Here is a 23,275-nt window from a genome sequence, read left to right as displayed (position 1 = left end):
TATTATCTATTAAATTGTAACAAAATCGGAGGCCCGATGCGCCACCACCGCCCTGCCCGTCTGCAGCACATCGCCGGAATCGGCGTCGATCGCATGGGTTCGATCGCCGATCATGCCGGCGTCGACCTTCTGCGACTCGAAAATCTCGATACCGACATTCCGCCTACTGCGGAGGCACTCGCTTTTACCCGCGCGGCAATCCAGCGAGACTCGGCCAACTCCTATTTGCCATTCGTCGGTCAGGATCGGCTGCGCGCGAGCGCTGCTGCCCACGTGTCGGCGCTTTCGGGGCAGCACTTCACGGCCGACCAGGTGGTGGTGTCGGCGGGCGGACTCTCCGGCATTCTGAACACGCTGCTCGCCACCGTCGAGACAGGCGACGAAGTCATCGTCACCGATCCGACGTACGCGGGTCTGCTGAATCGCGTCCGCCTCGCGGGCGGCGTACCTCGGCAAGTACCGTTCGCCTTCATGCCGGGCGGCGAATGGAAGCTGGACCAAGCCGCGCTGCGCGCAGCAATCGGTCCGAAAACGCGAACCATGCTGCTGATGTCTCCGTCGATGCCGTCAGGCGGTTTCTTCGATGCGTCCGACTGGCAGCTGATCGCGAGCCTGTGTGTGCAGAACGATCTGCTGCTCATCCTCGACAGCGCGATGGAACGGCTGCTCTTCGATGGCCGCACGGTGATCCATCCTGCGGGCCTGCCCGGCATGGCCGAGCGCACGGTCACGGTCGGCGCGGCGTCGAAAGAGCTGCGCATGATTGGCTGGCGGGTAGGCTGGATCGTCGCGCCGGAATGGCTGATTCCCGACCTCGTGGCGGTGTCGCTCGCCAATGTCGTGGTGCCGGTCGGCATTGCCCAGGAGGCTGCGGCGGTCGCGCTCGAACATTCCGCATCCGATCTGCCTGGCTACGTGAGCGAACTCGAGAGGCGACGGGACACGGTCGCCGCCGAACTGTCGGGGCTTCCGTTCGGCATGCCGGCGGGCGGCTGGTCGATGCTGCTGCGCGTCTCCGACTTCGGCCTGACCGGATCGCAGATGTCGGAGCGGTTGCTGAACCACGGTGTATGTGCAACGGCCATGACCGGATGGGGCGTTGCGCACGGCGACGCGTATGTCCGTTTCGTGTTCGCGAACGAACCGGTCGAGCGGTTGCGCACGCTCGGCGACAAGGTGCGCTTCGCACTGGAGGGCGCATGACGGCGCCCACGAAAAAGCTGCGTAGTGCGCCGAGCGTCCCTTGCGGGAGGTATCACGGTTTCCGTTTGTAACGGTCGCACGGACTCACACGAGACACCGTCTTTTGCGGAAGTACCGCTCGTGACAATTCGCGTGGCGTGATGCATCCGGCGCCGGGGCGGCGCGATACCCCCTGGCCGGACGTCACATCGAACGAACGCCCTACCGCCCGGCCGGCGGCTGCAGAATATCGCGCGGAATCGCCGCGATCAGCACGCAACTGACCAGCAGGCAGGCGCCCAGCGCATAGGTACCGTTGCTGATGTTGCCGGTCATTTGCTTGGCGACGCCGGTGATCATCGAGCCGGTGAACCCGGACAGGTTGCCCACCGAGTTGATCAGCGCAATGCCGGCGGCCGCGGCCGTGCCGGACAGGATCTGCCCCGGAAAGGTCCAGTAGATCGGCATCAGCGCGAGAATGCCGCAGGTGGCGATGGTCAGGAATACGATCGATAGCGCGACGTTCTGCGCGAACGCCGCGCTCAGGATCAGGAAGACGCCGCCGATCAGCGCGGGAATCGCCGCATGCAGGCGGCGTTCGCCGGTCTTGCGCGAGTGCGATGCGTTCCACACCATCGCGAAGATGGCCGTCAGATACGGAATGGCCGTCAGCACACCGATATGCAGTGGACTGTGCACGCCCGACGCGCGGATGATCGACGGCAGCCAGAAAGCCAGCCCGTAGAAGCCGGTATTGAACGTCAGCAGGATGAAGGTGAGCAGCCAGACGCGCGGGCTGCGCAGCGCGGCGCCGATGCTGTGCGACTTGTGCACGGCCTCGGATTCGAGGTTGCGCGACAGCACCGCCTTTTCGTCGGCGGACAGCCACTTCGCCGACTGCGGGCCGTCGCCCAGGCAGGCCAGCACGATGAACGCCACCACGATCGACGGCAACCCTTCGAGCAGCAGCATCCATTGCCAGCCGCTCATGCCCGACAAGCCGTGCGTCTGCTCCATCAGCCAGCCGGACACGACGCTGCCCAGCGTCAGGCTCAGCGGGATCGCGACCAGGAAGCCCGACATCGCCACGCTCTGGCGCCGCGCCGGGAACCAGTAGTTCATGTACAGGATGACGCCGGGGAAAAATCCCGCTTCGCACAGCCCCAGCAGGAAGCGCAGCGTGTAGAACATCGTGGTCGTCTGGACGTGGAAGAACTGCGCGAGCGGCACGATGAAGGCCATCGACGACGACACGATGCCCCACGTGATCATGATCCGCGCGATCCAGAAGCGCGCGCCGTAGCGGTGCAGCAGCAGGTTGCTGGGCATCTCGAACAGGAAATAGCCCCAGAAGAAGATGCTGGCGCCGAGCGCATAGACGCCGTCACTCAGGTTCAGGTCGTCGAGCATCTGCAGCTTCGCGAAACCCACGTTGACGCGGTCCAGGTAGGCCACGACGTAGCACAGCAGCAGCAACGGCAGGATGCGCCGCATGACCTTGCGGTACAGCGCGTCCTCGGACGAATCGGCCGCGGCCGGTGCGGCAGCGGCCTGCGTTAGGGATGGCATCGGTCTGTCTCCAGTTTGTGTAGGTCTTCTTCGTACCGGCGAGTGCGTTTGACGCATCGATGTTACCGATAACATTCCGTGGCAAAAAAAAGCCGACGAGGCGACGGGAGCGATCGGCAAGCTGATACCGGTAACAAATTCGAAGGTAGCACGCGGCGATACGCACGTACAAGTGCCGCCGAACGCGTGGTTTCCCTAGTACAGCACTTACCGCGATGAGCTCGCCGCGACCGTGTCTGCACGGTATGCCGCACCGGTATGATGTAGCCTTTCCAGCCTTCTCCCGACCGCGATTCCGATGCCCAGTCCTACCGCCGTCCGGCCCGCCGGGCCGCCCCGCATGTCAGACGTAGCGCGCCTTGCCGGCGTATCGAAGATGACGGTGTCGCGTGTGCTCGCCGGCCACAGCGTGGCCGCGGAGACGCGCGCACGGGTCTGCGAGGCGATCGACCAGCTCGGCTACGTGGCCGACGCGGCCGCCGGTGCGCTGTCGTCGGGGCGGTCGGAATTCGTCGCGGTGCTGGTGCCGTCGCTGTCGAGCTCCAACTTCTCGGATACCGTGCGCGGCCTGACCGATGCGCTCGAGCCGCATGGCCTTCAGTTGCTGCTCGGCGACACCGACTACGATCTGGAGCGCGAAGAGCGGCTGGTGCGCTCGATGCTGAGGCACCAGCCGCGCTGCATCGCGCTGACGGGGTCGCAGCACACCGATGCGACGCGCAAGGTATTGGAGCGCTCGGCGATTCCCGTGGTCGAGATGTGGGACCTGCCCACCCGCCCGATCGACACCGCCGTGGGCTTCTCGAACGTGCGCGCCGCCCGTGCGATGGTGCGCCACCTGGCCGAACGCGGTTACCGGCGCATCGGCTTTCTGGTCGGGGCAAGCGAACTGGATCGCCGCGGCCTCGACCGGCTCAAGGGATACCAGGCGGAGATCAAGGCGTTGGCGCTGGGCGAACCGCGCGTCGTGCGGCTGGGCGAATCGCCGATCACGATGAGCCACGGCGGACCTGCGATGGCGGCCCTGCTGGAGCGATGGCCGGATACCGACGCGGTGATGTGCGTGAGCGACATGTCGGCGTTCGGCGCGATCATGGAATGTCACCGGCGCGGGCTGTCGGTGCCCGCCGACATCGCGGTGGCCGGTTTCGGGAATTTCGAAGTGGCGACATGCTGCCACCCGACCATTACGACCGTGTCGGTCGACGCGTACGGCATCGGGCGACGCACGGGCGAAGCGTTGCTGGCGGCGTTGCAGGCGCGCGACGGCGGCGCGCCGACCGGGTCGAAAAGCATCCGGATCGACTACACGATCATCCCGCGGGAAAGCGCCTGACCAGCCGACGGCCGGGCGCGTGCCAACACGCTGCGCGGCTTCGCACCGATCCCCTGCCCCACACCTTCGCGACGCGCGCACGAAATCCCTTCCGCGACGCAAAAAACCCGTGCTAACATCCAGGCGATGTTACCGGTACCATCCGGCACGCAAAATCAAGAAGGCCCTTCGGAGACAGCCTGCCATGTCACCCCCCCCCCGCCGTCTGCGCAGCCAGGAATGGTTCGACGACCCCGCGCATGCAGACATGACCGCGCTCTATGTCGAGCGCTTCATGAACTACGGGTTGACGCGCGAGGAGCTGCAGTCGGGCCGCCCTGTCATCGGTATCGCGCAAACAGGCAGCGATCTGGCGCCATGCAATCGTCACCACATCGAGCTCGCCGAGCGCACCAAGGCCGGCATTCGCGACGCGGGCGGCATTCCGATGGAGTTCCCCGTGCATCCGCTGGCCGAGCAAAGCCGCCGGCCCACCGCCGCGCTCGACCGCAACCTCGCCTACCTCGGGCTGGTGGAAATCCTGCACGGCTTTCCGCTGGACGGTGTGGTGCTGACGACCGGCTGCGACAAGACCACGCCGGCCTGCCTGATGGCGGCCGCCACCGTCGACCTGCCCGCCATCGTGCTGTCGGGCGGCCCGATGCTCGACGGCTGGCACGAGGGCAAGCGCGTCGGCTCGGGCACGGTGATCTGGCATGCGCGCAACCTGCTCGCGGCCGGCGAGATCGACTACGAAGGGTTCATGCAGCTGACCACGGCATCGTCGCCGTCGATCGGCCATTGCAACACCATGGGCACGGCGCTGTCGATGAACAGCCTCGCCGAGGCGCTGGGCATGTCGCTGCCGGGGTGCGCGAGCATTCCCGCGGCCTACCGCGAGCGCGGCCAGATGGCTTACGCGACCGGCAAGCGCGCGGTCGAACTCGTTCGCGAAGACCTGCGCCCGTCGAAGATCATGACGCGCGCGGCGTTCGAGAATGCGATCGTCGTCGCGTCCGCGCTCGGCGCCTCGACCAATTGCCCGCCGCACCTGATCGCCATTGCGCGCCACATGGGCGTCGAACTGAGCCTGGAGGACTGGCAGCGCTTCGGTGAAGCCGTGCCGCTGCTCGTCAACTGCATGCCGGCCGGCGAATACCTCGGCGAGAGCTTCCATCGCGCCGGCGGCGTGCCTGCCGTACTGCGCCAGCTCGATGCGGCCGGCCTGCTGCGGCGCGACTGCCTGACCGTGTCGGGGCGCGCTATCGGGGAAATCGTCGACACCGCGCAGGACGCCGACCGCGACGTGATCCGCACGCTCGACGCGCCGCTCAAGCACGGCGCCGGCTTCATGGTGCTGTCGGGCAACTTCTTCGACAGCGCGATCATGAAGATGTCGGTGGTCGGCGACGCGTTCCGCCGCACCTACCTTGCCGAGCCGGGTGCGGAGAATACGTTCGAGGCGCGCGCGATCGTGTTCGACGGGCCCGAGGACTACCACGCGCGCATCAACGATCCCGCGCTGAACATCGACGAGCGCTGCATCCTCGTGATCCGCGGCTGCGGCACGGTCGGCTACCCAGGCAGCTCCGAAGTCGTGAACATGGCGCCGCCTGCCGAGCTGGTGAAGCGCGGCGTGACGTCGCTGCCGTGCATGGGCGACGGACGCCAGAGCGGTACGTCGGCCAGCCCGTCGATCCTGAACATGTCGCCGGAAGCCGCGGTAGGCGGCGGCCTCGCGCTGCTGCGCACGAACGACCGTATTCGCGTGGACCTGAATCGCCGCAGCGTCGACGTGCTCGTCGACGAGGACGAACTCGCGCGCCGCCGCGAAACCGCAAGCTTCACCGTGCCGCAGGCGCAAACGCCGTGGCAGGAACTCTATCGCCGGTTCGTCGGCCAGTTGTCCACCGGCGGCTGCCTCGAACCGGCCACGCTGTACCTGAAGGTGATCGAGCAGCGCGGCAACCCGCGCCATTCGCACTGACCCAACCGCCACCGACCCTTGCCGAGCTGATCATGCGTACTCTTTCCGTTTCCGATTGCCTGCCGCACGACCTCGCCCACGCGCTGCTGATCGGCCGCGTCTGGCGGCACGACGGCGCCCACGCGGGCCCGAGCGTCGTCGTCGTGCGCGATGGCGAAGTGTTCGACATCACGCGCACCGTGCCGACCACCGCCGACCTGTTCGACCACCCCGATGCAGCCGCGCTCGCGCGCACCGCTTCCGGCGAATCGCTCGGTCGCGTCGAGCCGCTGCTGCAGGCGGCGCTGGACGGCACGCCGGGCGCCACGCACCTGCTCGCGCCGTGCGACGTGCAGGCCGTCAAGGCGTGCGGCGTCACCTTTGCCGTCAGCCTGATCGAGCGCGTGATCGAGGAACAGGCGGGCGGCGATCCGGCCAAGGCGCGGGAGGTACGCGACACCATCGCGTCGACCATCGGCACCGATCTGTCGAGGATCGTGCCCGGCTCGGAAGCGGCGATGCGCCTGAAGGCGGAACTCGAGCGCCGCGGCGCGTGGTCACAATACATGGAAGTCGGTATCGGCCCGGACGCCGAGGTGTTCTCCAAGGCGCAGCCGATGTCGGCGGTCGGCTTCGGCGCGGACGTGGGGCTGCTGCCCATATCGGTGTGGAACAACCCGGAGCCGGAGATCGTGCTGGCGGTCGCCAGTGACGGCAGGCCGGTGGGCGCGACGCTCGGCAACGACGTGAACCTGCGCGACATCGAAGGCCGCTCGGCGCTGCTGCTCGGCAAATGCAAGGACAACAACGGTTCGTGCGCGATCGGCCCGTTCGTGCGGCTGTTCGACGATGGCTTCACGCTCGATGGCGTGCGGGAATGCAGCGTGTCGCTGCGCGTCGAAGGCGCGGACGACGGCTTCGTCCTCGACGGCATCAGCCACATGCGCGAGATCAGCCGCGACCCGGCCGACCTCGTCGCGCAGACCTGCGGCGCGCATCACCAGTATCCGGACGGCTTCATGCTGTTCCTCGGCACGATGTTCTCGCCGATCCAGGATCGCGACGCGCCTGGCGGCGGATTCACGCATCACCTCGGCGACCGCGTCACGATCTCGACACCCGCGCTCGGCGCGCTCGTCAACACCGTGCGGCTTTGCACGGAGATCGCGCCGTGGACCTTCGGCGTGCGCGCGCTGTATGCGAATCTGGCCGCGCGCGGGCTGCTTGCCGAATGAAACCGGGAGACGCGACGACATGAAGCCCTTCGCGAACGACATCGACGGGCAGCAGGCGAGGCGGTATGACACGGGGGCGTTCGCGCCGGCACACACGTAGCCGGCCTTCACTGCGCGACCTGAACACTCGCCGAGCCGGAGCGGCCGCCGCGAGCGGCGCCGCCAGCTCATCCCGCAACCCCAGATGCTTTCCGGCGGCGATCCACGGCTTCGATCAGCGCGATTCGCCCCACTGGCGCCTCGTCGGCTGCGACAATACCGCGGCTGAGTCAATTCGAGGTGTCGATGGAACTGAGGCAACTGCGCTATTTCGTCTGCGTCGTGGAACACGGCAGCATGGGCAAGGCCGCGCTCGAACTGGGCGTGGTGACGTCCGCACTGAGCCAGCAGATCAGCCGGCTCGAGAGCGAGCTGTCCACGCGCCTGCTGCAACGCACCTCCACGGGCGTCGTGCCGACGGACGCCGGTCTTGCATTCTGGAGACAGGCGCAGCTCGCGTTGCGCCACGTCGACGATGCGGCGCTGGCCGCGCGTCAGGCGCGCCTGTCGGGGCACGTCAGCGTCGGGCTTGCGCCCAGTACGACCGGCGTACTCGGTCTCGCGTTCATGCAGGCGATGCGACAGCGCTATCCGGATGTCCGGCTGCGCATGGTCGAGAGCCTGTCGGGCTATCTCGGCGCGATGCTGAGTGCGCGGCAAATCGACCTGGCGATCCTGTTTCGTGAAGAACCCGCGCAGCGCTGGAGCGTGATGCCGTTGCTCGACGAGCATCTGTTCGTGATCGGCGCGCCCGGCCTGCCCGGCATGCCCGACGGGACGCACGTGCACCTGGCGAACCTCGGCGCCGTGCCGCTGATCCTGCCGAGCGGCCCGCATGGCCTGCGCGCATTGCTGGATGTCGCATTCGCCCGCACCGGCTTCACCCCGCACATCGCCGCCGAAGTCGACGGCCTCGCGATGTTGATGGATGCGGTGCGCGGCGGGCTCGGTGCAACCATTCAACCGGGCGCGGCGCTCGCGCGGCTAGAGAATGCCGCGCTCGCGAGCGTCCCGGTCGCGGACGACCACGCGACGAGGCCGAACCTGATCGCGAGCGTCTCCGACGATGAATTGTCGCCCGCCGGGCTCGCCGCGCGAGTCGTCCTCGCCGACGTGGCGCGCGAGATCGTCGCGTCCGGCGGGTGGCCTGGCGCCACGCTGCGCGAGCCGCCTCTTCACAAAAACTGAAGACGTGTTGCCGCGCCGCTGATGGCGGCTGACGAGGCCGATCCGTAGAGTGCGTCTCAAAGGAGACAACTCAGATGATCGATGTTCTCGTTATCGGCGGCGGCAACGCGGCGCTGTGCGCCGCCTTGATGGCGCGTGAAGCCGGCGCGTCGGTGCTGCTGCTCGAAGCGGCGCCGCGGGAGTGGCGCGGCGGAAACTCCCACCACACCCGCAACCTGCGTTGCATGCACGACGGCCCGCAGGACGTGCTGGTCGGCGCCTATCCGGAAGAAGAGTACTGGCAGGACCTGCTGAAGGTCACGGGCGGCATCACGAACGAGGCGTTGGCCCGGCTCGCGATCCGCGCGTCGGCGAACTGTCGCCCGTGGATGCACGCACATGGCGTGCGGTTTCAGCCGCCGTTGTCCGGCGCACTGCACGTGGCGCGCACCAATGCATTCTTCATGGGCGGCGGCAAAGCGCTGGTGAACGCGTATTACCGCAGCGCCGAAGCGCTGGGCGTACAGATTCGCTACGACACGCCCGTCGACGCAATCGAGCTCGACGGCGTACGCTTCGTCGCCGCGCGTAGCGGGAGCCGGCGCTTCGAGGCGCGCAGTTGCGTGCTCGCGGCGGGCGGCTTCGAATCCAACCGCGAATGGCTGCGCGAGGCGTGGGGACAAAACGAGCGTGGCGAGTGGCCCGCCGACAATTTCCTCATCCGCGGCACGCGGTTCAACCAGGGCGTCCTGCTCAAGGCGATGCTCGACGCCGGCGCCGATGCGATCGGCGACCCGTCGCAGTCGCATTGCGTCGCGATCGACGCGCGCGCGCCGCTCTACGACGGCGGCATCTGCACGCGGATCGATTGCGTATCGCTCGGTATCGTCGTCAACCGCGATGCGCAGCGCTTCTATGACGAAGGTGAAGACTTCTGGCCGAAGCGTTATGCGATCTGGGGCCGCCTCGTCGCGCAGCAGCCGGGGCAGACAGCCTATTCGATCATCGATGCCAAGGCCGTCGGGCGCTTCATGCCGCCGGTATTTCCGGGTGTCCGCGCCGATTCGTTGCCGGAACTCGCGCGCCGGCTGAACCTGCCCGAACGTGCATTCGTGGAGACGCTGCGCGCGTACAACACCGCATGCCGGGCAGGCACGTTCGATCACACCGTGCTCGACGACTGTCGCACCGAAGGCGTCAACCCCGCGAAGACCCACTGGGCACGCCCGATCGATACGCCGCCCTTCTTCGGCTACGCGCTGCGTCCCGGCATCACGTTCACGTATCTCGGGCTCAAGGTCAACGAGCGCGCGCAAGTTCACTTCGGCGGACGGCCGAGCGGCAACCTGTTCGTTGCCGGCGAAATGATGGCCGGCAACGTGCTGGGCAAGGGTTACACGGCGGGCGTCGGGATGTCGATCGGCACCGCGTTCGGCCGTATCGCGGGCACCGAGGCGGCGAAGGCCGCGCAAACGACCGGAGTTCAACGTGAACGATATTGAAGAACACCTTCGCGACGCCCGGGCGCTCGCGCCCGCCGGCCGGCCGTCGACACGCGCGAGCGGCACCGCCGTGATTCGCATCGCGCCCGTCACCGACAACGAAGCGGAAGTCGCGCGCCAGATGCAGATCTGCAATGCGTGCCGCTACTGCGAAGGATTTTGCGCGGTCTTTCCGGCGATGACGCGCCGGCTCGAGTTCGCGAAGGCGGACGTCAACTACCTGGCCAACCTGTGCCACAACTGCGGCGCGTGCTATCACGCATGCCAATATGCGCCGCCGCACGAATTCGCGGTGAACGTGCCGAAGGCGATGGCGCAGGTTCGAGTCGATACGTATGTCGAGTATGCGTGGCCCGCCGCGCTGGGCAAGCTCTACAGGCGCAATGGCCTGACCGTCGCGCTCGCGCTCGCGATCGGGCTGGCGCTGTTCCTGATGCTCGGCGTCGCGATGCACGGCTCGCTGCTGAACGGCCCGTCGGGCGGCCGTTTCTATGCGGTCTTTCCGCACAACCTGCTCGCCGCGATGTTCGGTTCGGTGTTCGGGCTCGCCATTCTGGCGCTCGGGGTGGGCGTGACGCGCTTCTGGCGCGACGTGTCGTCGGGCACGGCAAGCATGCCGGCGGTTGCCGAGGCGGCGAAGCACGCGCTCGCGCTCACCTATCTCGACGGCGGCCACGGTGACGGCTGCAACGAATCGGACGATGCGTTCACGCTCGCGCGGCGCCGGTTTCACCACTTCACGTTCTACGGCTTCATGCTGTGCTTTGCCGCCACGCTCGTCGCGACCTTCTATCACTACGCGCTGGACCTGCACGCGCCGTATGCGTTCCTGAGCCTGCCCGTGCTGCTCGGCACCGCCGGCGGAATCGGTCTGCTGATCGGGCCTGCCGGCCTCTGGTGGCTCAACCTGCGGCGCGACCCCGCGCGGACCGATCTGGCACAACGCCCGATGGACCGCGGCTTCATTGCGCTGCTGATGCTCGTGAGCGCGTCGGGACTGGCGCTGCTCGCGTGGCGCGACAGCAGCGCAATGGCGGCGCTGCTCGCCGTTCATCTCGGCATCGTGATGGCCCTCTTCGCAACGTTGCCGTACGGGAAATTCGCCCACGGCATCTTTCGCTGCGCGGCGCTCCTCAAGTGGTCGATCGACAAGCGCCAGGCCGACCGCCTGCGACTGGGCTCGGACTGAACCGGGCCAATCGAAGCGGTCCGGCTTCCGGGCCGCTTCGCACAATACATCCAACGGAGACATCCCATGCATCCCTCACCGTCGATCGCGCCGGATGGCGCGGCCGCAGGCACGTCGAAGCTCGGCGCGGTCCTGCGCGTGACCAGCGGCAATTTTCTCGAGCAATTCGATTTTTTCCTGTTCGGCTTCTATGCGACCAGCATCTCGCGAGTCTTCTTTCCGGCGGCAAGCGAGTTCGCGTCGCTGTTGCTGACGTTCGCCGTCTTCGGCGCCGGTTTCCTGATGCGCCCGCTCGGCGCGATCGTGCTCGGCGCCTACATCGACGAAGTCGGAAGACGCAAAGGGCTGATCATGACGCTCTCGATCATGGCGAGCGGCACGATCCTGATCGCGTGCGTGCCGGGGTACGCGACGATCGGGCTCGCCGCCCCGGCGCTGGTGTTGCTGGGACGCCTGCTGCAGGGCTTCTCCGCCGGGGCCGAGCTGGGCGGCGTGTCGGTCTATCTCGCGGAAATGGCCACACCCGGGCACTAGGGCTTCTATACGAGCTGGCAATCGGCAAGCCAGCAGGTGGCGATCGTCATCGCGGCGGCCCTGGGCTATCTGCTGAATCATCTGCTGACGAGCCAGGAAATCGGTGCGTGGGGCTGGCGCATGCCGTTCTTCATCGGTTGCGCGATCGTGCCGGTCATTTTCCTGCTTCGCCGAACGCTGCAGGAAACGGACGAATTCAAGGCGCGCACCCATCATCCGCGTGCACGCGAGGTATTCGCGACGATGCTGCGGAATTGGCGCACGGTGTTTGCCGGCATGCTGCTCGTCGCGATGACCACGACGACGTTCTACCTCATCACGGTCTACACGCCGACGTTCGGCCGGGCCGTGCTGAAACTGTCCACGGCGGACAGCCTGATCGTCACGCTGTGCGTGGGCGTGTCGAATTTCTTCTGGCTGCCCGTGGGCGGTGCGCTGTCGGACCGCATCGGACGCAAGCCGATTCTCGTGGCCATCGCGGTCGCGGCCATCGTGACGTCGTATCCCGCGCTTGCCTGGCTGTCATCCGCGCCCAGCTTCGGCCGCATGCTCGCCGTGCTGTTGTGGCTCTCCTTCTTCTTCGGCATGTACAACGGCGCCATGGTCGCGGCGCTGACCGAAATCATGCCCGCCAGCGTCCGCGTGGCCGGTTTCTCGCTTGCATTCAGCCTCGCGACCGCGGTCTTTGGCGGCTTCACACCCGCGGTGTCGACCTATCTGATCGAGGTGACCGGCGACAAGGCCGCGCCCGGATACTGGCTCAGCTTCGCCGCATGCTGTGGGCTGTTCGCGACCCTGTCGCTGTATCGCAAAGGCGGGGCCGCGCGGCGTTCGGCTTCACCTGCGTGAGAAGCGGTGCTCGCCTGAACGCACCGGTTTTGCGCCGCCGCGATATTCCGACAGGGCGTCGCACGAAGCCGACGCCCTGCGGCCCAGCCAACCGGACCGTCACGCCGGCACGGCGCGCTCCGCCAGCTTGAACTCGCCGACCGTCTGCGCGAGCCGGGCTGCCTGCTCGCGCAGCGACGTCGCGGCCGCCGCCGATTGCTCGACGAGCGCCGCGTTCTGCTGCGTCGTATCGTCGAGCTGCGACACGGCCTGATTCACCTGCTCGAGCCCCGTGCTCTGCTCCTTCGCGGCGACGCTGATTTCGGCGATCACGCTCGTGATGTTGCGCACGCCGTCGACGATTTCGTCCATCGTCGCACCGGCTGTCTGCACGAGCCCGGAGCCGCCCTCGATCTTCTCGACCGACGAGTGGATCAACTGCTTGATTTCGCGCGCGGCCTGCGCGCTGCGCTGCGCGAGCGCGCGCACCTCGCCGGCGACGACCGCGAAGCCGCGGCCGTGCTCGTTCGCGCGGGCCGCCTCGACGGCGGCGTTCAACGCGAGAATGTTGGTCTGGAACGCAATGCCGTCGATCACGCCGACGATGTTGGCGATCTCTGCCGACGCCTGCGTGATGTCATTCATCGTCGAGACGACGTCGCGCACGACCGTGCCGCCTCGCAGCGCGACATCCGACGCCGATTCCGCCAGACGGTTCACCTGGCTCGCCGCGTCGGCCGAGTTGCGGGCCGTGCCGGCGATCTCCTCGAGCGCGGCGGCCGTTTCCTGCAGGCTCGACGCCGCGTGTTCGGTGCGGGCCGACAGATCCTGGTTGCCCTGGGCGATCTCGGCGCTCGCCAGATTGACCGACGCGCTGAACGCACGGATCTGCAGCAGGATCGCACTGATCTTCTCGGCGAACGCGTTGAACGCGTGCGCGATCTGCGCGGCTTCGTCCGCGCCGTCGGCCGGCAGCCGCTTCGTCAGGTCGCCGCTGCCGCTCGATACGTCCGTGAGCGCGTCGCGCACCATCAGGATGCGCTTGAAGGCCGCGTTCGTCATCGCGCCGACGAGCGCGGCCGCGATGACGGCGACGATCACGATCGCCAGCAGCGTGGTCGTCGCGACCGCGCGCATGCCGGCCGTCACGTCGCCCTTGTCGAGCGCGAGCACCAGCGACCAGTCGGTGCCGGCGATCGGCCGGGCACGCATCAGCTTGGCGGCGCCGTCGATGTCGACCGCGACGGGCGCGGACGCCGTCTGCAGCGCGCCGAGGCGATCGGCATCGAGTTCCGGCGACAGACCGGTGGCCGGCTTCATGATCAGGTCGGTCTTGGCCGACGCGATCACGCGAGCGCCCTTGTCCACCAGAAATGCGAAGCTCGCCGGCGTCGGGTGAACGGAGGTCACGATCGAGCTCACGTTCTCCATGAACAGGCTGGCTGCCAGCACGCCCTTCACCACGCCGTCGCGCACCACCGGCACCGCGAACGCGACGGCCGGCTTGCCGCTCGTCGCATCGCGGTAGAGCGCCGTCACGACCAGATGGCCCGCGCCGACGGCCTGCTTGTACCAGGGCCGCGCGGTCGGGTCATAGCCGGGCGCGAGCGGCACGTTCGAGAACGCCGTCTTGTCGGGCAGGCCGAGCGTCAGCACCTCGAAGCCGCCCGACTTGCCGAGCAGCTTCAACGCCGGCACCGGATCGCCTTCGCCGATCGCGATCGTATCCGCGAGCGCCTGGGTTTCGCGCGACCGGCTCGCCACCCACTCGTCGATCGCCAGCGCGTGGCCGGCCAGGATGGACTTGTGATTCTGGTCGATGGCCTCGTCGTTGTGGGTCTTGACGACGTAATAAACGAGCCCTCCTGTTACGGCCAGCGCCGTCACGACGATGGCGACACACGTCGCCAGTATCCGTGCGCGAATTGATGACAGCATGATGACTTCGGTCTCCGTTACCGCGTGATTGAACTGGATCGATGAACGAGCCGACCCTTATTCATTTAACGGCACCGACGGCAGGAAATTGAGTCGTGCCGAATGGCCGGCGCGGAGGCCGACCATAAGGACAAATTCGCGGCCGGCAGCCAATACGATGCGTGCGACGCGGCCAGCCGCTTCGGTCGCACACGTTTGCGTCGCAGTGGGCGGATCGCGCGCGCCGACGGGGCCGCCCGCCGGCCTCGATTTTCGGTTAACCATGCCGTTAACCCGGATTTGACCTGAGCCGACGCCCCGGCAGCCGGCTTCCCCTATGAGCGCGAGCATGCCCGCCTTCACTTCGATCGAGAAAATCGCCGACTGGGCCGGACGCCACCCGCTCGTCGTCGGCGCGTTGGGCACGCTGATGTCGCTCGCGGCGCTCGGGATCAGCGCGGCGACGCTGTGGGCCGCGCGCATCGAAGTCATCGAGCATGCGCACGAGACGTCGCGCAACGTCGCGGCCGTGCTCGCGAGCCAGATCGCGCGGACGGTCGAAACGTCGAACAACGCGCTGGTCGCGCTGGCTGCCGACCTTGGCAAGCAGGCCGTACAGCGCATGGACACCGGGTTGCGGCACGATCTGCTGTTCGAGCGCACCGCGGCCCAGTACCTCACCGGCATGGGCGTGACCGACCGGCGCGGCCAGTTGATCGACGGATGCTGCGGCACGACCCATCGCTGGGACTTCAGCGATCGCGACTACTTCAAGGTTCATCGCGACGCGGACAACGTCGGGCTCTACGTGTCCCAGCCTTATCGAGCACGCTCGCGCGGCGGCAAGGAGTCGATCGCGCTGTCGCGGCGCATCGAGCGGCCGGATCATGCGTTCAACGGGATCGTGGTCGTCGCGATCGATCTCGCTTACTTCGAGCAGCTCCTGTCCCGGCTCGACGTCGGCCCGAACGGCGTCAGCGCGATCGTGCGCGCGGACGGCACGGTCCTCGCGAGAAACCCGTCGTTGAACGACGGCCAGATGAACCTCCTGCGTCGCTCGAAATCGTTCAAGCGGATGGTGAACAGCGAATCGGGCTTCTATCCCGCCCGTTCGAGCATCGACGGCGTCGTGCGCCTGTATACGTACCAGCGGATACCGGGCACGCCGCTGATCGCGGTCGTCGCGCCGGCGGAGCGCGACGTGCTGGCGGGCATTACACGCCTGTCGTGGACGGTCGGCGTGTCGGCCATCGCGATCAGCACACTGTTCTGCGCGGTGGTCTGGCTGCTGGCGTTCGCATTGCGCGACAACCTGCGCAAGCAGACGCTGCTGACCGATCTCACGCGAACCGATCCGCTCACGGGCCTGCACAATCGCCGCGCACTCGATACCGCGCTGGCCGACGAATGGGAGCGGCTGCAACGGGGCGGCGACGGCAGTCTCTCGCTGCTGTTCATCGACGCCGATCACTTCAAGCAGTACAACGACCGGCATGGGCACGCAGTGGGCGACACCGCGCTGCGCTTTCTCGCCGAATGCATTCGCGCGCATACGCGGCGGCGCGGCGACCTCGCCGCGCGCTACGGCGGCGAGGAATTCGTCGCGGTATTACCCGATACGGACGAAACCGGCGCCGCGCAGGTCGCGGAGGCGATTCGCCGCGAAGTCGAAGGCAACGCGCTCGACGGGTTCACCAAAACCGTGCCGCCCTTTACCGTCAGCATCGGCTGCGCGACCGGCCATCGCGCACGCCCCACCACCGTGCACGCGCTGTCGCATCAGGCGGACATGGCGCTCTATCGCGCGAAGCGCGAAGGCAGAAACCGCGTGTGTCGTGCGGAACCGGAGCCGTTCACCCGCTCGGCGTGACGCACGCCGGGCGTCGTCTGAAATTTTTTTTGACGGCGGGTCACTCGCAAACGATTGCCGCGCGCAGCGTTCCTAAACTGTTCATCCAGGGTTCCGATAATCAGGAAATCTATTTAATAACACCCCTGGATTCTTCCTATGAATGATCGACGGTTAACGGTTCGCATGAAGCTGATCATGGCTTTCGGACTTCTTACGTGCACGGTCGTGCTCGTCTCGCTCGTCGGTATCGTGTCGCTCGGCAACGCGAACGCGGCATTCGACGACTATGTCAACGGCATCAACGCCCGCGCGACCCTGGCGGACAAGGTTCTCGCCGCGGTCGACCGGCGCGCGATCGCCGCCCGCAACCAGGTCCTGGCGTCCGGGCCACGCGATGCGGACATCGAGAAGGAAGCCGCACTGCAGGCCGACCGCGAAGTCGGCGCGCTGCTGGGTGAATTGACGAATGCGGTCCGCGTCGGCAGCGGCGCGACCGACAAGGCCCGCGAACTGGTTCGGCAAATCGGGGCGATCGAGGCGCAGTACGGCCCCGTCGCGCGCGCCATCGTCGAAGCGGCGGCGAACAACCGGCGCGATCAGGCGATCACGATGATCAACGAACAGTGCCGACCGCTGCTGGCCCGGCTCGTCGCGGCCACCGACGCGTATGCGACGTTCTCGCGCACGATGGCCGCCCAACGGGTGAGGGAATCGGATGACCGCTATACGTCGCGACGACTGATGCTGATCGCGATCTGCATCGCCGCCGCGGCCGCGGCCGCGATCTCGGGCCTCTTCATCACCCACGGCCTGCTGCGCGCGCTGGGCACGGAGCCTGCCGCGCTCAGCGATATCGCCCGCCATATCGCCGCCGGCGATCTCGGCGCCGAATCCGCGACCGGCGCCGCGCCGGCCGGCAGCGTGCTGGCCTCCATGCGCGACATGCAGGCGAACCTGATCCGGCTGATCTCGGAAGTCCGTACCGCCTCGGGCAACGTCGCGACGGGGGCAGGCGAAATCGCGTCCGGCAACCAGGACCTTTCGTCCCGCACGGAACAGCAGGCCGCGTCGCTGCAGGAAACCGCGTCGAGCATGGAGCAACTGACGTCCACCGTGCGCCTGAACGCCGACAACGCGCAGCAGGCGAGCGGCCTGGCCGACAACGCATCGGAGGTCGCGCAGCGCGGCAGCTCGGCCGTCGGCCTGATGGTCGACACGATGACGGACATCAGCGCGAGTTCCGCCAAGATCGCCGAGATCACCGGGATCATCGAAGGGATCGCGTTCCAGACCAACATTCTCGCGCTCAACGCGGCCGTGGAGGCCGCGCGCGCCGGCGAACAAGGCCGCGGCTTCGCGGTGGTGGCCAGCGAAGTCAGAAGTCTTGCGCAGCGTTCGTCGAGCGCCGCGAAGGAAATTCGCGAACTGATCTCGCAATCGGTCCGGAAAATCCAGGACGGCTCGCAGATCGCGAACAACGCGGGCGAGACGATGAGCCAGGTCACGCACGCGATCTCGCGCGTGACCGACATCATGGGCGAGATCGCCGCGGCGTCGAGCGAGCAGAGCCGCGGCATCGAGCAGGTCAATCTGGCCATTACGCAAATGGACGAGGTCACGCAGCAGAATGCGGCGCTCGTCGAGCAGGCGGCCGCCGCGTCGAAGTCGCTCGAGGAACAGGGGCTGCGGCTTGCCGAGGCCGTCTCGCTGTTCCGGCTGGAGACGCGCACGGCGAGCGCGTAGGCCCGCGCCCGCCGCCCCGTATCGGTGACGGACGACGCATGGATTCCGGCGTCCGTCATGTTCAGCATAGGAAATTAACCAAATAGTGGGAATTTCCGCCCGCTGCGTACGACACGAAACAATTCCGTAACGACCGCGTAACGATCGCTCACCACAATCCTCCATCTTCTACCATCAGGATGGAGTCTTGCATGTTTGCGTCACGAAGCCGTTTCCCGCTGCACGTCGCGGCATTGTCGAGTGCGATCGTACTGGCTGCCTGCGGCGGCGGCGACGACGTCGCGTCGACCGGCACGATCGCCGCGGCCGTTCCGGCGCCGCCCGCCGACCCCGGCTTCGTCGACAGCGCGCCGATCCCGAGCGCGCCGGCTTTCGTCGACAACGTCGCGACCAACCAGCGCGGCGACGCGCGCTATGCGACGCTGTCGACCAACGCCGCGGTGCGCGTGCTGAGCCGCTTCCTCGATCTCTGGCAACCGGCGACGATGCTGGTCGACGCGGGCGTGAGCGCGCCGGCGAACGGCGCGTTCCCCGCCATCTCGCCATCGCCCTGCTCCGGGCTGCCGAACAGCGGCGTGCCGTGCGGCACGATCCTGAACGACGCGGTGCTGTCGGCCAACGTGCAGTACGTGATCAACGCGACGACCGCCCGTACGCCGCAACAGGCCGACGCCGCGTACTACGACGACCGGCGCGGCAAGGGATACAGCGTGACCGACGGCATGGGCCCGCTCACCGCCGCGTGGCGCACCGCCGCCCAGCAGACGACCAGCATCACCAGCGTGCCCGCCGATGCGACGACCGTGCTGTACAACGACGCCGGCAACAATGTCGGCGTCGGCAGCAGCAGCGGCAACGCCAGCTTCGGGAAGGTCGTCGACCTGCTCAACGAAATGGGCAACAACGCGTCGACCGAACCGTCGAAGCGCTTCTTCAAATACGCGCGCCCGTACCGCTGGAGCACGAGCGTGGTCGTCGCGCCGACGCTCGTGCCGGCCGAAAGCGCGACGCCCGCGACCGACGGCGGCTTCATCAGCGGCCACACGGCCGAAGCGATGCGCGATGCGACGACGATGGCGTGGCTCGTGCCGGAACGCTTCCAGGAGATGATCAGCCGCGGCCTCGAGCTCGGCGAGAACCGGATCCTCGCCGGCATGCATTCGCCGCTCGACGTGATCGGCGGGCGCATGCTCGCGCTGGCCGTCAGCGCGGCGAACCTGACCGCGTACGCCGGCGACGCGCAGGCTGCCTACACGCAAGCCCATCAGACGCTGCAACAACTGACGGGAACGAGCGCCGCGACGTTCTCCGCATTCGCGCGTTCGGGCACGACGGCCACCGACCGCTTCGCCGACTACGCGGCGAACAAGGCCGCGTTCCTGCGCCGCATGACGTTCGGCTTCGGTGCGATCGAATCGACGAACGCGCCGCCGGTCGTGCCGAAGGGCGCGGAGATCCTGCTGCAGACGCGCTTCCCGTACCTGAGCCCCGACCAGCGGCGCGTCGTGCTGAAGACGACCGAGCTGCCGTCCGGCTATCCGGTGATGGACGACGCGGAAGGCTGGGGCCGCCTGAACCTGTTCGCGGCGGCCGACGGTTACGGTGCGTTCAACGGCAACGTGATCGTATCGATGGATGCGTCGCAGGGCGGGCTCAATGCCGCCGACGTATGGCGCAACGACGTTTCAGGCGCAGGCAAGTTGACGCTGCAGGGCAGCGGCACGCTGACGCTGGCGGGCAACAACGGTTACACGGGCGGCACGCAGGTGAGCGGCGGCACGCTGGCGGCCGCGTCGGCGACGGCTTTCGGCAAGGGCGACGTGTACGTCGGCCCGGGCGGCAGCGTGCGGATCGCGGCCGCCGCGCCGGTGACGGTCGCCACCCGCTACACGCAGCTCGACAACACGACGCTCGAACTCGACATCGACGGCAACGGCGGCGGACGTCTGCGCGTGGGCGGGCCGCTCACCATCGCGGGCGGCACGCTGCACGTGAAATTCGTGAACGGCTACGCGCCGAAGGCCGGCGACACCATCGCGCTGATCGACGGCGCGGCGGCCGCCGCGAAGTTCGCGACGGTGACGGTCGACGGGTTCAAGGCCACGCCGGTCTACACCGCGGCGGGCGTGTCGATTACGCTGTCGGCGGCGTAACCGGCATCGAAGACCGATCCTGCAACGGCGCCGCTCACGGGCGGCTTCGGCTTGCGCTACGCGAACCGACCGGAGGCTGCCATGCCCGCGCCGTCCGGGCGAGGTCGTGTAGCGAACCGCCGTTGCAGCTCGATGATCGTCGGCAGGTTGAAATCGTGGACGTCCGGCGCGGCGCCGCCCTGCCGCCGGCTGACCTCGGCACACAGTTCCAGCGCACGCGCGCGCGTCTCGGCGAGCAACCGCAGCGCCTCGCCCAGCAACCCCTTCTCGAGTTCCGACAGTGAGCCGTCGTGACCGGTTTCGTCGATCGTCGGCTCGCTCATGCTGGTTTCCATCGCGACTTCTCCTTCGCTGTGCGAGGGCGCACCGTCGCACGTTGCGTCACATGACCGCGCCGCGCAGCCACGGCACGAACTCGCGTTCGCCGATGCCGTTGTCCTCGCTGCGCGATCGTCGTCCGGACGCGACGTCGAGCATCAGCCGGAACAGCCGCGCGCCCGCTTCGTCGACCGTGAGCGAACCGGCGACGATCCCGCCGCTGTCGAAATCCATGTCCGATTGCATTCGCTCGAACAGGCCGCTCGTCGTCGCGATCTTGATCGTCGGCACCGGCTTCGAGCCGAACACCGAACCGCGGCCCGTCGTGAAGCACACGAGATTGGCGCCGCCGGCGATCTGCCCGGTGGCCGACACCGGGTCGTAACCGGGCGTATCCATGAACACGAGCCCCGCTTGCCGCACCGGCTCCGCATAATCGTAGACGGCGCGAAGCGGCGAGCGGCCGCCCTTCGACACCGCGCCGAGCGACTTCTCGAGAATCGTCGTGATGCCGCCGGCGAGATTGCCGGGCGACGGGTTGTTGTTCATTTCGCCGCCGTTGTCGGCGACGTAGCGCTCCCACCATTGCAACCTGCCAAGCAGACGCTCGGCCACGTCGCGCGACGCCGCCCGCGCGATCAGCAGATGCTCGGCGCCGTAGATCTCGGGCGTCTCCGACAGAATCGCGGTGCCGCCGTTGCGAACCAGCAGGTCGACGGCCGCGCCGAGCGCCGGGTTCGCCGTGATGCCCGAGTAGCCGTCGGAGCCGCCGCATTGCAGGCCGACGGTCAACCGCGATGCCGGCACGGTGCTGCGCCGCGCGCCGTCGGCCGCCTCCACCAACTCCCGCACGATCGACACGCCGCGGGCCACGGTGTCGCGCACGCCGCCCTCGTCCTGGATCACCAGCGTGCGCACCGTGCCGGGCGCCGCCGCGTCGAGCCGTTGCGCGAGCGCCCCCACCTGGTTGACCTCGCACCCGAGCCCGACGAGCAGCACGCCGGCGAAATTCGGGTTGCGCGCATAGCCGACGAGCGTGCGACGCAGCAGTTCGATGCCGTCCCCCGTCGCCGACATGCCGCAGCCGCTCTGATGGGTGATCGCGACGACGCCGTCGACATGGCCGAATGCATCGAGCGCGCCGTGCCGGTATGCATCGGCGATCGCATGACAGACACTCGCCGAACAGTTGACGCTCGCGATCACGCCGACGTAGTTGCGGGTGCCCACGTTGCCGTCGGGCCGCACGAATCCGTCGAAGGTGTCGCGGCGATCCGCGGGAACGTCGTGCGCGTCGCCGGCAGGCCCGTCATCGTGCGCATGCCGCTCGGGCATCCCGACGTTGTGCACGTGCACGTGCTCGCCGGCGGCGATGTCGCGCAGCGCGACGCCGATCGGCTGCCCGCATTTGACGATCGCGTCGCCGCGCGCGATCGGCGCGGTGGCGACCTTGTGGCCGGCCGGCACCGCGTCCGCCAGCCGCAACGGTGCGCCGCGCACGTCGATCGGCACGTCCGGCGCCAGCGCGTCGAGTGCGACGGCGACGTTGTCGTCGCCGTGAAGGATCACGATTGCCGGTGGCTTCACGATGCATCTCTCCCTGTCGTTGCGATGCTGGCCGCCGGAGCGCCGGCCGCCGGTTCATGGCGGGCGACGAGTTGCCGCAAGCGCGGTTGTCCGGCCGACAGCGCCAGCGAATCCGCGAGCGCGAGCAACGGCTCGATCCGCCGCGCCACCTTCTCGCGATGATTGACGGCGATATCGGCGATGCGATGCGCGAGAAACGGATTGAGAAAACGCTCGCGCACGCTGTCGACGTAGCGTTCGGCCGTTTCGCGCAAGCCCAGCGCCACGAATACCGGTGCGACTTCATCGCGCCACACGGCCTCGAGACCGTCGCGTAGCCGCGCATCGTTCATCGCGTCCAGTACCGTCTCCGACGCGTCGCGCCCCGCCTCGAGCCACTGCTGCGCGAGCCAGCTGTGCCCGAGATTGAGGAAGAACAGCTTCAGGCGCTCGTGGCTGCACAAATCGTCGGTGACGACGATCTGCGCGTGCCGGCACGGCAGCGCCATGCCGGCACGCCGTTCGATCGCCCACAGCGCGTACGGCTCCGCGACCGCGCCGACCGGATGAAGCGGCTCGGACACGATGCGGTCGACGAGCGAGTTGACCCACACGCAGCGGTTGCACAGATAGTCGGCGAACGCGTCGGGCAGCCGCCACGCGCGCGCGAGGCCGATTACGATGTCGCGCAGCGTGTCGCCGTTGTTCGTCACGAGTTCGCACGGCAGGATGGAGACGCCGTCATCGGGCCGCGCCTGCCAGCGCGCATGCAGCAGCGTCAGCAGCTTCGCCGGAAAACCGCGCGGCGCGTGCTCCGACCGGGCCAGCAGGTCCGCGGCGTCGCGCGGATCGGCACGATAGCCTGCGTCGCCGGTATTCGACACGATCACGCGCACCGTCTCGATCGCGGCACGGCGGATCTCCGCCCAGTCGCGCTCGGCATCCCACGCGCGATGCACGGCGTGGCACTCGACGATTTCGTCGACGACACCGCCGTGCTCGCGCCCGCGAATCCGCACCGGATAGCGACCGGTGGCGCGCAGCGCGTCGATTCTCGCGCGGCTCGCCGGATTGCCGGTCGTCTGCACGATGCCGATGCCGCCCGTCGCGTTGCCGTCGTCCAGCGCCTGGGAGACGAACAGGTCGACGTGCGCCAGCAGGAAGCGGCTCGTGCCGAACTGCAGGATCGGCGGCGTCATC

Annotated in this window: 15 protein-coding genes and 1 pseudogene; 11 read left to right on the top strand and 5 right to left on the bottom strand. The window is 67.8% G+C overall.

The window, feature by feature from the left end; translation table 11 throughout:
* The first annotated feature begins 36 nt into the window (after positions 1–36).
* Positions 37–1,203 carry a pyridoxal phosphate-dependent aminotransferase gene (locus LGM42_RS19600; protein ID WP_226232947.1) on the top strand — a complete coding sequence of 389 codons (1,167 nt, stop codon included), beginning with the start codon at positions 37–39 and terminating at the stop codon, positions 1,201–1,203.
* A 201-nt stretch (positions 1,204–1,404) separates the two neighbouring features.
* Here the strand turns inward: LGM42_RS19600 and LGM42_RS19595 are convergent, their stop codons facing one another.
* The gene (locus LGM42_RS19595; RefSeq protein ID WP_226232946.1) at positions 1,405–2,751 is read right to left on the bottom strand and encodes an MFS transporter; all 1,347 of its coding nucleotides are present in this window, start codon (positions 2,749–2,751) and stop codon (positions 1,405–1,407) included.
* Positions 2,752–3,049: 298 nt separating this feature from the next.
* Here LGM42_RS19595 and LGM42_RS19590 point away from each other — a divergent pair, with 298 nt between their 5' ends.
* From LGM42_RS19590 to LGM42_RS19560, 7 genes and pseudogenes are all read left to right on the top strand, one after another.
* Positions 3,050–4,087: a LacI family DNA-binding transcriptional regulator gene (locus LGM42_RS19590; RefSeq protein WP_226232945.1), complete on the top strand. Its 1,038-nt coding sequence runs from the start codon at positions 3,050–3,052 to the stop codon at positions 4,085–4,087.
* Between the two features lie 184 nt (positions 4,088–4,271).
* Complete coding sequence (locus tag LGM42_RS19585) at positions 4,272–6,053, top strand: IlvD/Edd family dehydratase (RefSeq protein WP_226232944.1); 1,782 nt, start codon at positions 4,272–4,274, stop codon at positions 6,051–6,053.
* A gap of 32 nt (positions 6,054–6,085) precedes the next feature.
* A complete protein-coding gene (locus LGM42_RS19580) occupies positions 6,086–7,267 on the top strand; it encodes a fumarylacetoacetate hydrolase family protein (protein WP_226232943.1) in 1,182 nt (393 codons plus the stop codon).
* 285 nt (positions 7,268–7,552) lie between these two features.
* Positions 7,553–8,494: a LysR substrate-binding domain-containing protein gene (locus LGM42_RS19575; protein ID WP_060310323.1), complete on the top strand. Its 942-nt coding sequence runs from the start codon at positions 7,553–7,555 to the stop codon at positions 8,492–8,494.
* Between the two features lie 74 nt (positions 8,495–8,568).
* Positions 8,569–9,975 carry an FAD-dependent tricarballylate dehydrogenase TcuA gene (tcuA, locus tag LGM42_RS19570; protein ID WP_226232942.1) on the top strand — a complete coding sequence of 469 codons (1,407 nt, stop codon included), beginning with the start codon at positions 8,569–8,571 and terminating at the stop codon, positions 9,973–9,975.
* Entirely contained in the window at positions 9,962–11,164 is a 1,203-nt protein-coding gene (tcuB, locus tag LGM42_RS19565; RefSeq protein ID WP_319001457.1) for a tricarballylate utilization 4Fe-4S protein TcuB, read from the top strand. Before tcuA ends, tcuB begins: the two co-directional genes overlap by 14 nt.
* A gap of 66 nt (positions 11,165–11,230) precedes the next feature.
* Positions 11,231–12,547, top strand: a pseudogene (locus LGM42_RS19560) (MFS transporter).
* Between the two features lie 99 nt (positions 12,548–12,646).
* Here LGM42_RS19560 and LGM42_RS19555 read toward each other — a convergent pair.
* Positions 12,647–14,464, bottom strand: coding sequence for a methyl-accepting chemotaxis protein (locus LGM42_RS19555; protein WP_060310320.1), 1,818 nt, complete (start codon positions 14,462–14,464; stop codon positions 12,647–12,649).
* Between the two features lie 328 nt (positions 14,465–14,792).
* Here LGM42_RS19555 and LGM42_RS19550 point away from each other — a divergent pair, with 328 nt between their 5' ends.
* The 3 genes from LGM42_RS19550 to LGM42_RS19540 all read left to right on the top strand — a co-directional run bounded on the left by LGM42_RS19550 (position 14,793) and on the right by LGM42_RS19540 (position 20,191).
* Positions 14,793–16,313 carry a diguanylate cyclase gene (locus LGM42_RS19550; RefSeq protein ID WP_060310527.1) on the top strand — a complete coding sequence of 507 codons (1,521 nt, stop codon included), beginning with the start codon at positions 14,793–14,795 and terminating at the stop codon, positions 16,311–16,313.
* Between the two features lie 138 nt (positions 16,314–16,451).
* Positions 16,452–18,038 carry a methyl-accepting chemotaxis protein gene (locus LGM42_RS19545; protein WP_226232941.1) on the top strand — a complete coding sequence of 529 codons (1,587 nt, stop codon included), beginning with the start codon at positions 16,452–16,454 and terminating at the stop codon, positions 18,036–18,038.
* A 191-nt stretch (positions 18,039–18,229) separates the two neighbouring features.
* Entirely contained in the window at positions 18,230–20,191 is a 1,962-nt protein-coding gene (locus LGM42_RS19540) for a phosphatase PAP2 family protein (protein WP_226232940.1), read from the top strand.
* Positions 20,192–20,247: 56 nt separating this feature from the next.
* Here the strand turns inward: LGM42_RS19540 and LGM42_RS19535 are convergent, their stop codons facing one another.
* Genes LGM42_RS19535 through LGM42_RS19525 form a run of 3 tightly spaced genes read right to left on the bottom strand, consistent with a single transcriptional unit; the run spans position 20,248 to position 23,274 of the window.
* Positions 20,248–20,526 carry a hypothetical protein gene (locus tag LGM42_RS19535; RefSeq protein WP_060310318.1) on the bottom strand — a complete coding sequence of 93 codons (279 nt, stop codon included), beginning with the start codon at positions 20,524–20,526 and terminating at the stop codon, positions 20,248–20,250.
* 46 nt (positions 20,527–20,572) lie between these two features.
* On the bottom strand, positions 20,573–22,096 hold the full coding sequence (locus tag LGM42_RS19530) for a UxaA family hydrolase (RefSeq protein WP_226232939.1): 1,524 nt from the start codon (positions 22,094–22,096) through the stop codon (positions 20,573–20,575).
* A complete protein-coding gene (locus LGM42_RS19525) occupies positions 22,093–23,274 on the bottom strand; it encodes a mannitol dehydrogenase family protein (protein ID WP_226232938.1) in 1,182 nt (393 codons plus the stop codon). Before LGM42_RS19525 ends, LGM42_RS19530 begins: the two co-directional genes overlap by 4 nt.
* Position 23,275: the final 1 nt, after the last annotated feature.

The organism is Burkholderia sp. AU39826 (assembly GCF_020419965.1).
In the GTDB taxonomy this organism is placed as follows: Bacteria; Pseudomonadota; Gammaproteobacteria; order Burkholderiales; family Burkholderiaceae; genus Burkholderia; species Burkholderia semiarida.
Note: the sequence above shows the minus strand (reverse complement) of the source record. Positions and strands in the feature narration are given on the sequence as shown.

Excerpts from the sequence above, each read along its gene's own strand:
- LGM42_RS19600 (WP_226232947.1), top strand. The coding sequence starts at position 37 with ATGCGCCACCACCGCCCTGCCCGTCTGCAGCACATCGCCGGAATCGGC.
- LGM42_RS19595 (WP_226232946.1), bottom strand. The coding sequence starts at position 2,751 with ATGCCATCCCTAACGCAGGCCGCTGCCGCACCGGCCGCGGCCGATTCG.
- LGM42_RS19555 (WP_060310320.1), bottom strand. The coding sequence starts at position 14,464 with ATGCTGTCATCAATTCGCGCACGGATACTGGCGACGTGTGTCGCCATC.
- LGM42_RS19575 (WP_060310323.1), top strand. The coding sequence starts at position 7,553 with ATGGAACTGAGGCAACTGCGCTATTTCGTCTGCGTCGTGGAACACGGC.
- LGM42_RS19525 (WP_226232938.1), bottom strand. The coding sequence starts at position 23,274 with ATGACGCCGCCGATCCTGCAGTTCGGCACGAGCCGCTTCCTGCTGGCG.
- LGM42_RS19540 (WP_226232940.1), top strand. The coding sequence starts at position 18,230 with ATGTTTGCGTCACGAAGCCGTTTCCCGCTGCACGTCGCGGCATTGTCG.
- LGM42_RS19535 (WP_060310318.1), bottom strand. The coding sequence starts at position 20,526 with ATGGAAACCAGCATGAGCGAGCCGACGATCGACGAAACCGGTCACGAC.
- tcuA (WP_226232942.1), top strand. The coding sequence starts at position 8,569 with ATGATCGATGTTCTCGTTATCGGCGGCGGCAACGCGGCGCTGTGCGCC.
- LGM42_RS19550 (WP_060310527.1), top strand. The coding sequence starts at position 14,793 with ATGCCCGCCTTCACTTCGATCGAGAAAATCGCCGACTGGGCCGGACGC.
- LGM42_RS19545 (WP_226232941.1), top strand. The coding sequence starts at position 16,452 with ATGAATGATCGACGGTTAACGGTTCGCATGAAGCTGATCATGGCTTTC.
- LGM42_RS19590 (WP_226232945.1), top strand. The coding sequence starts at position 3,050 with ATGCCCAGTCCTACCGCCGTCCGGCCCGCCGGGCCGCCCCGCATGTCA.
- LGM42_RS19585 (WP_226232944.1), top strand. The coding sequence starts at position 4,272 with ATGTCACCCCCCCCCCGCCGTCTGCGCAGCCAGGAATGGTTCGACGAC.
- LGM42_RS19580 (WP_226232943.1), top strand. The coding sequence starts at position 6,086 with ATGCGTACTCTTTCCGTTTCCGATTGCCTGCCGCACGACCTCGCCCAC.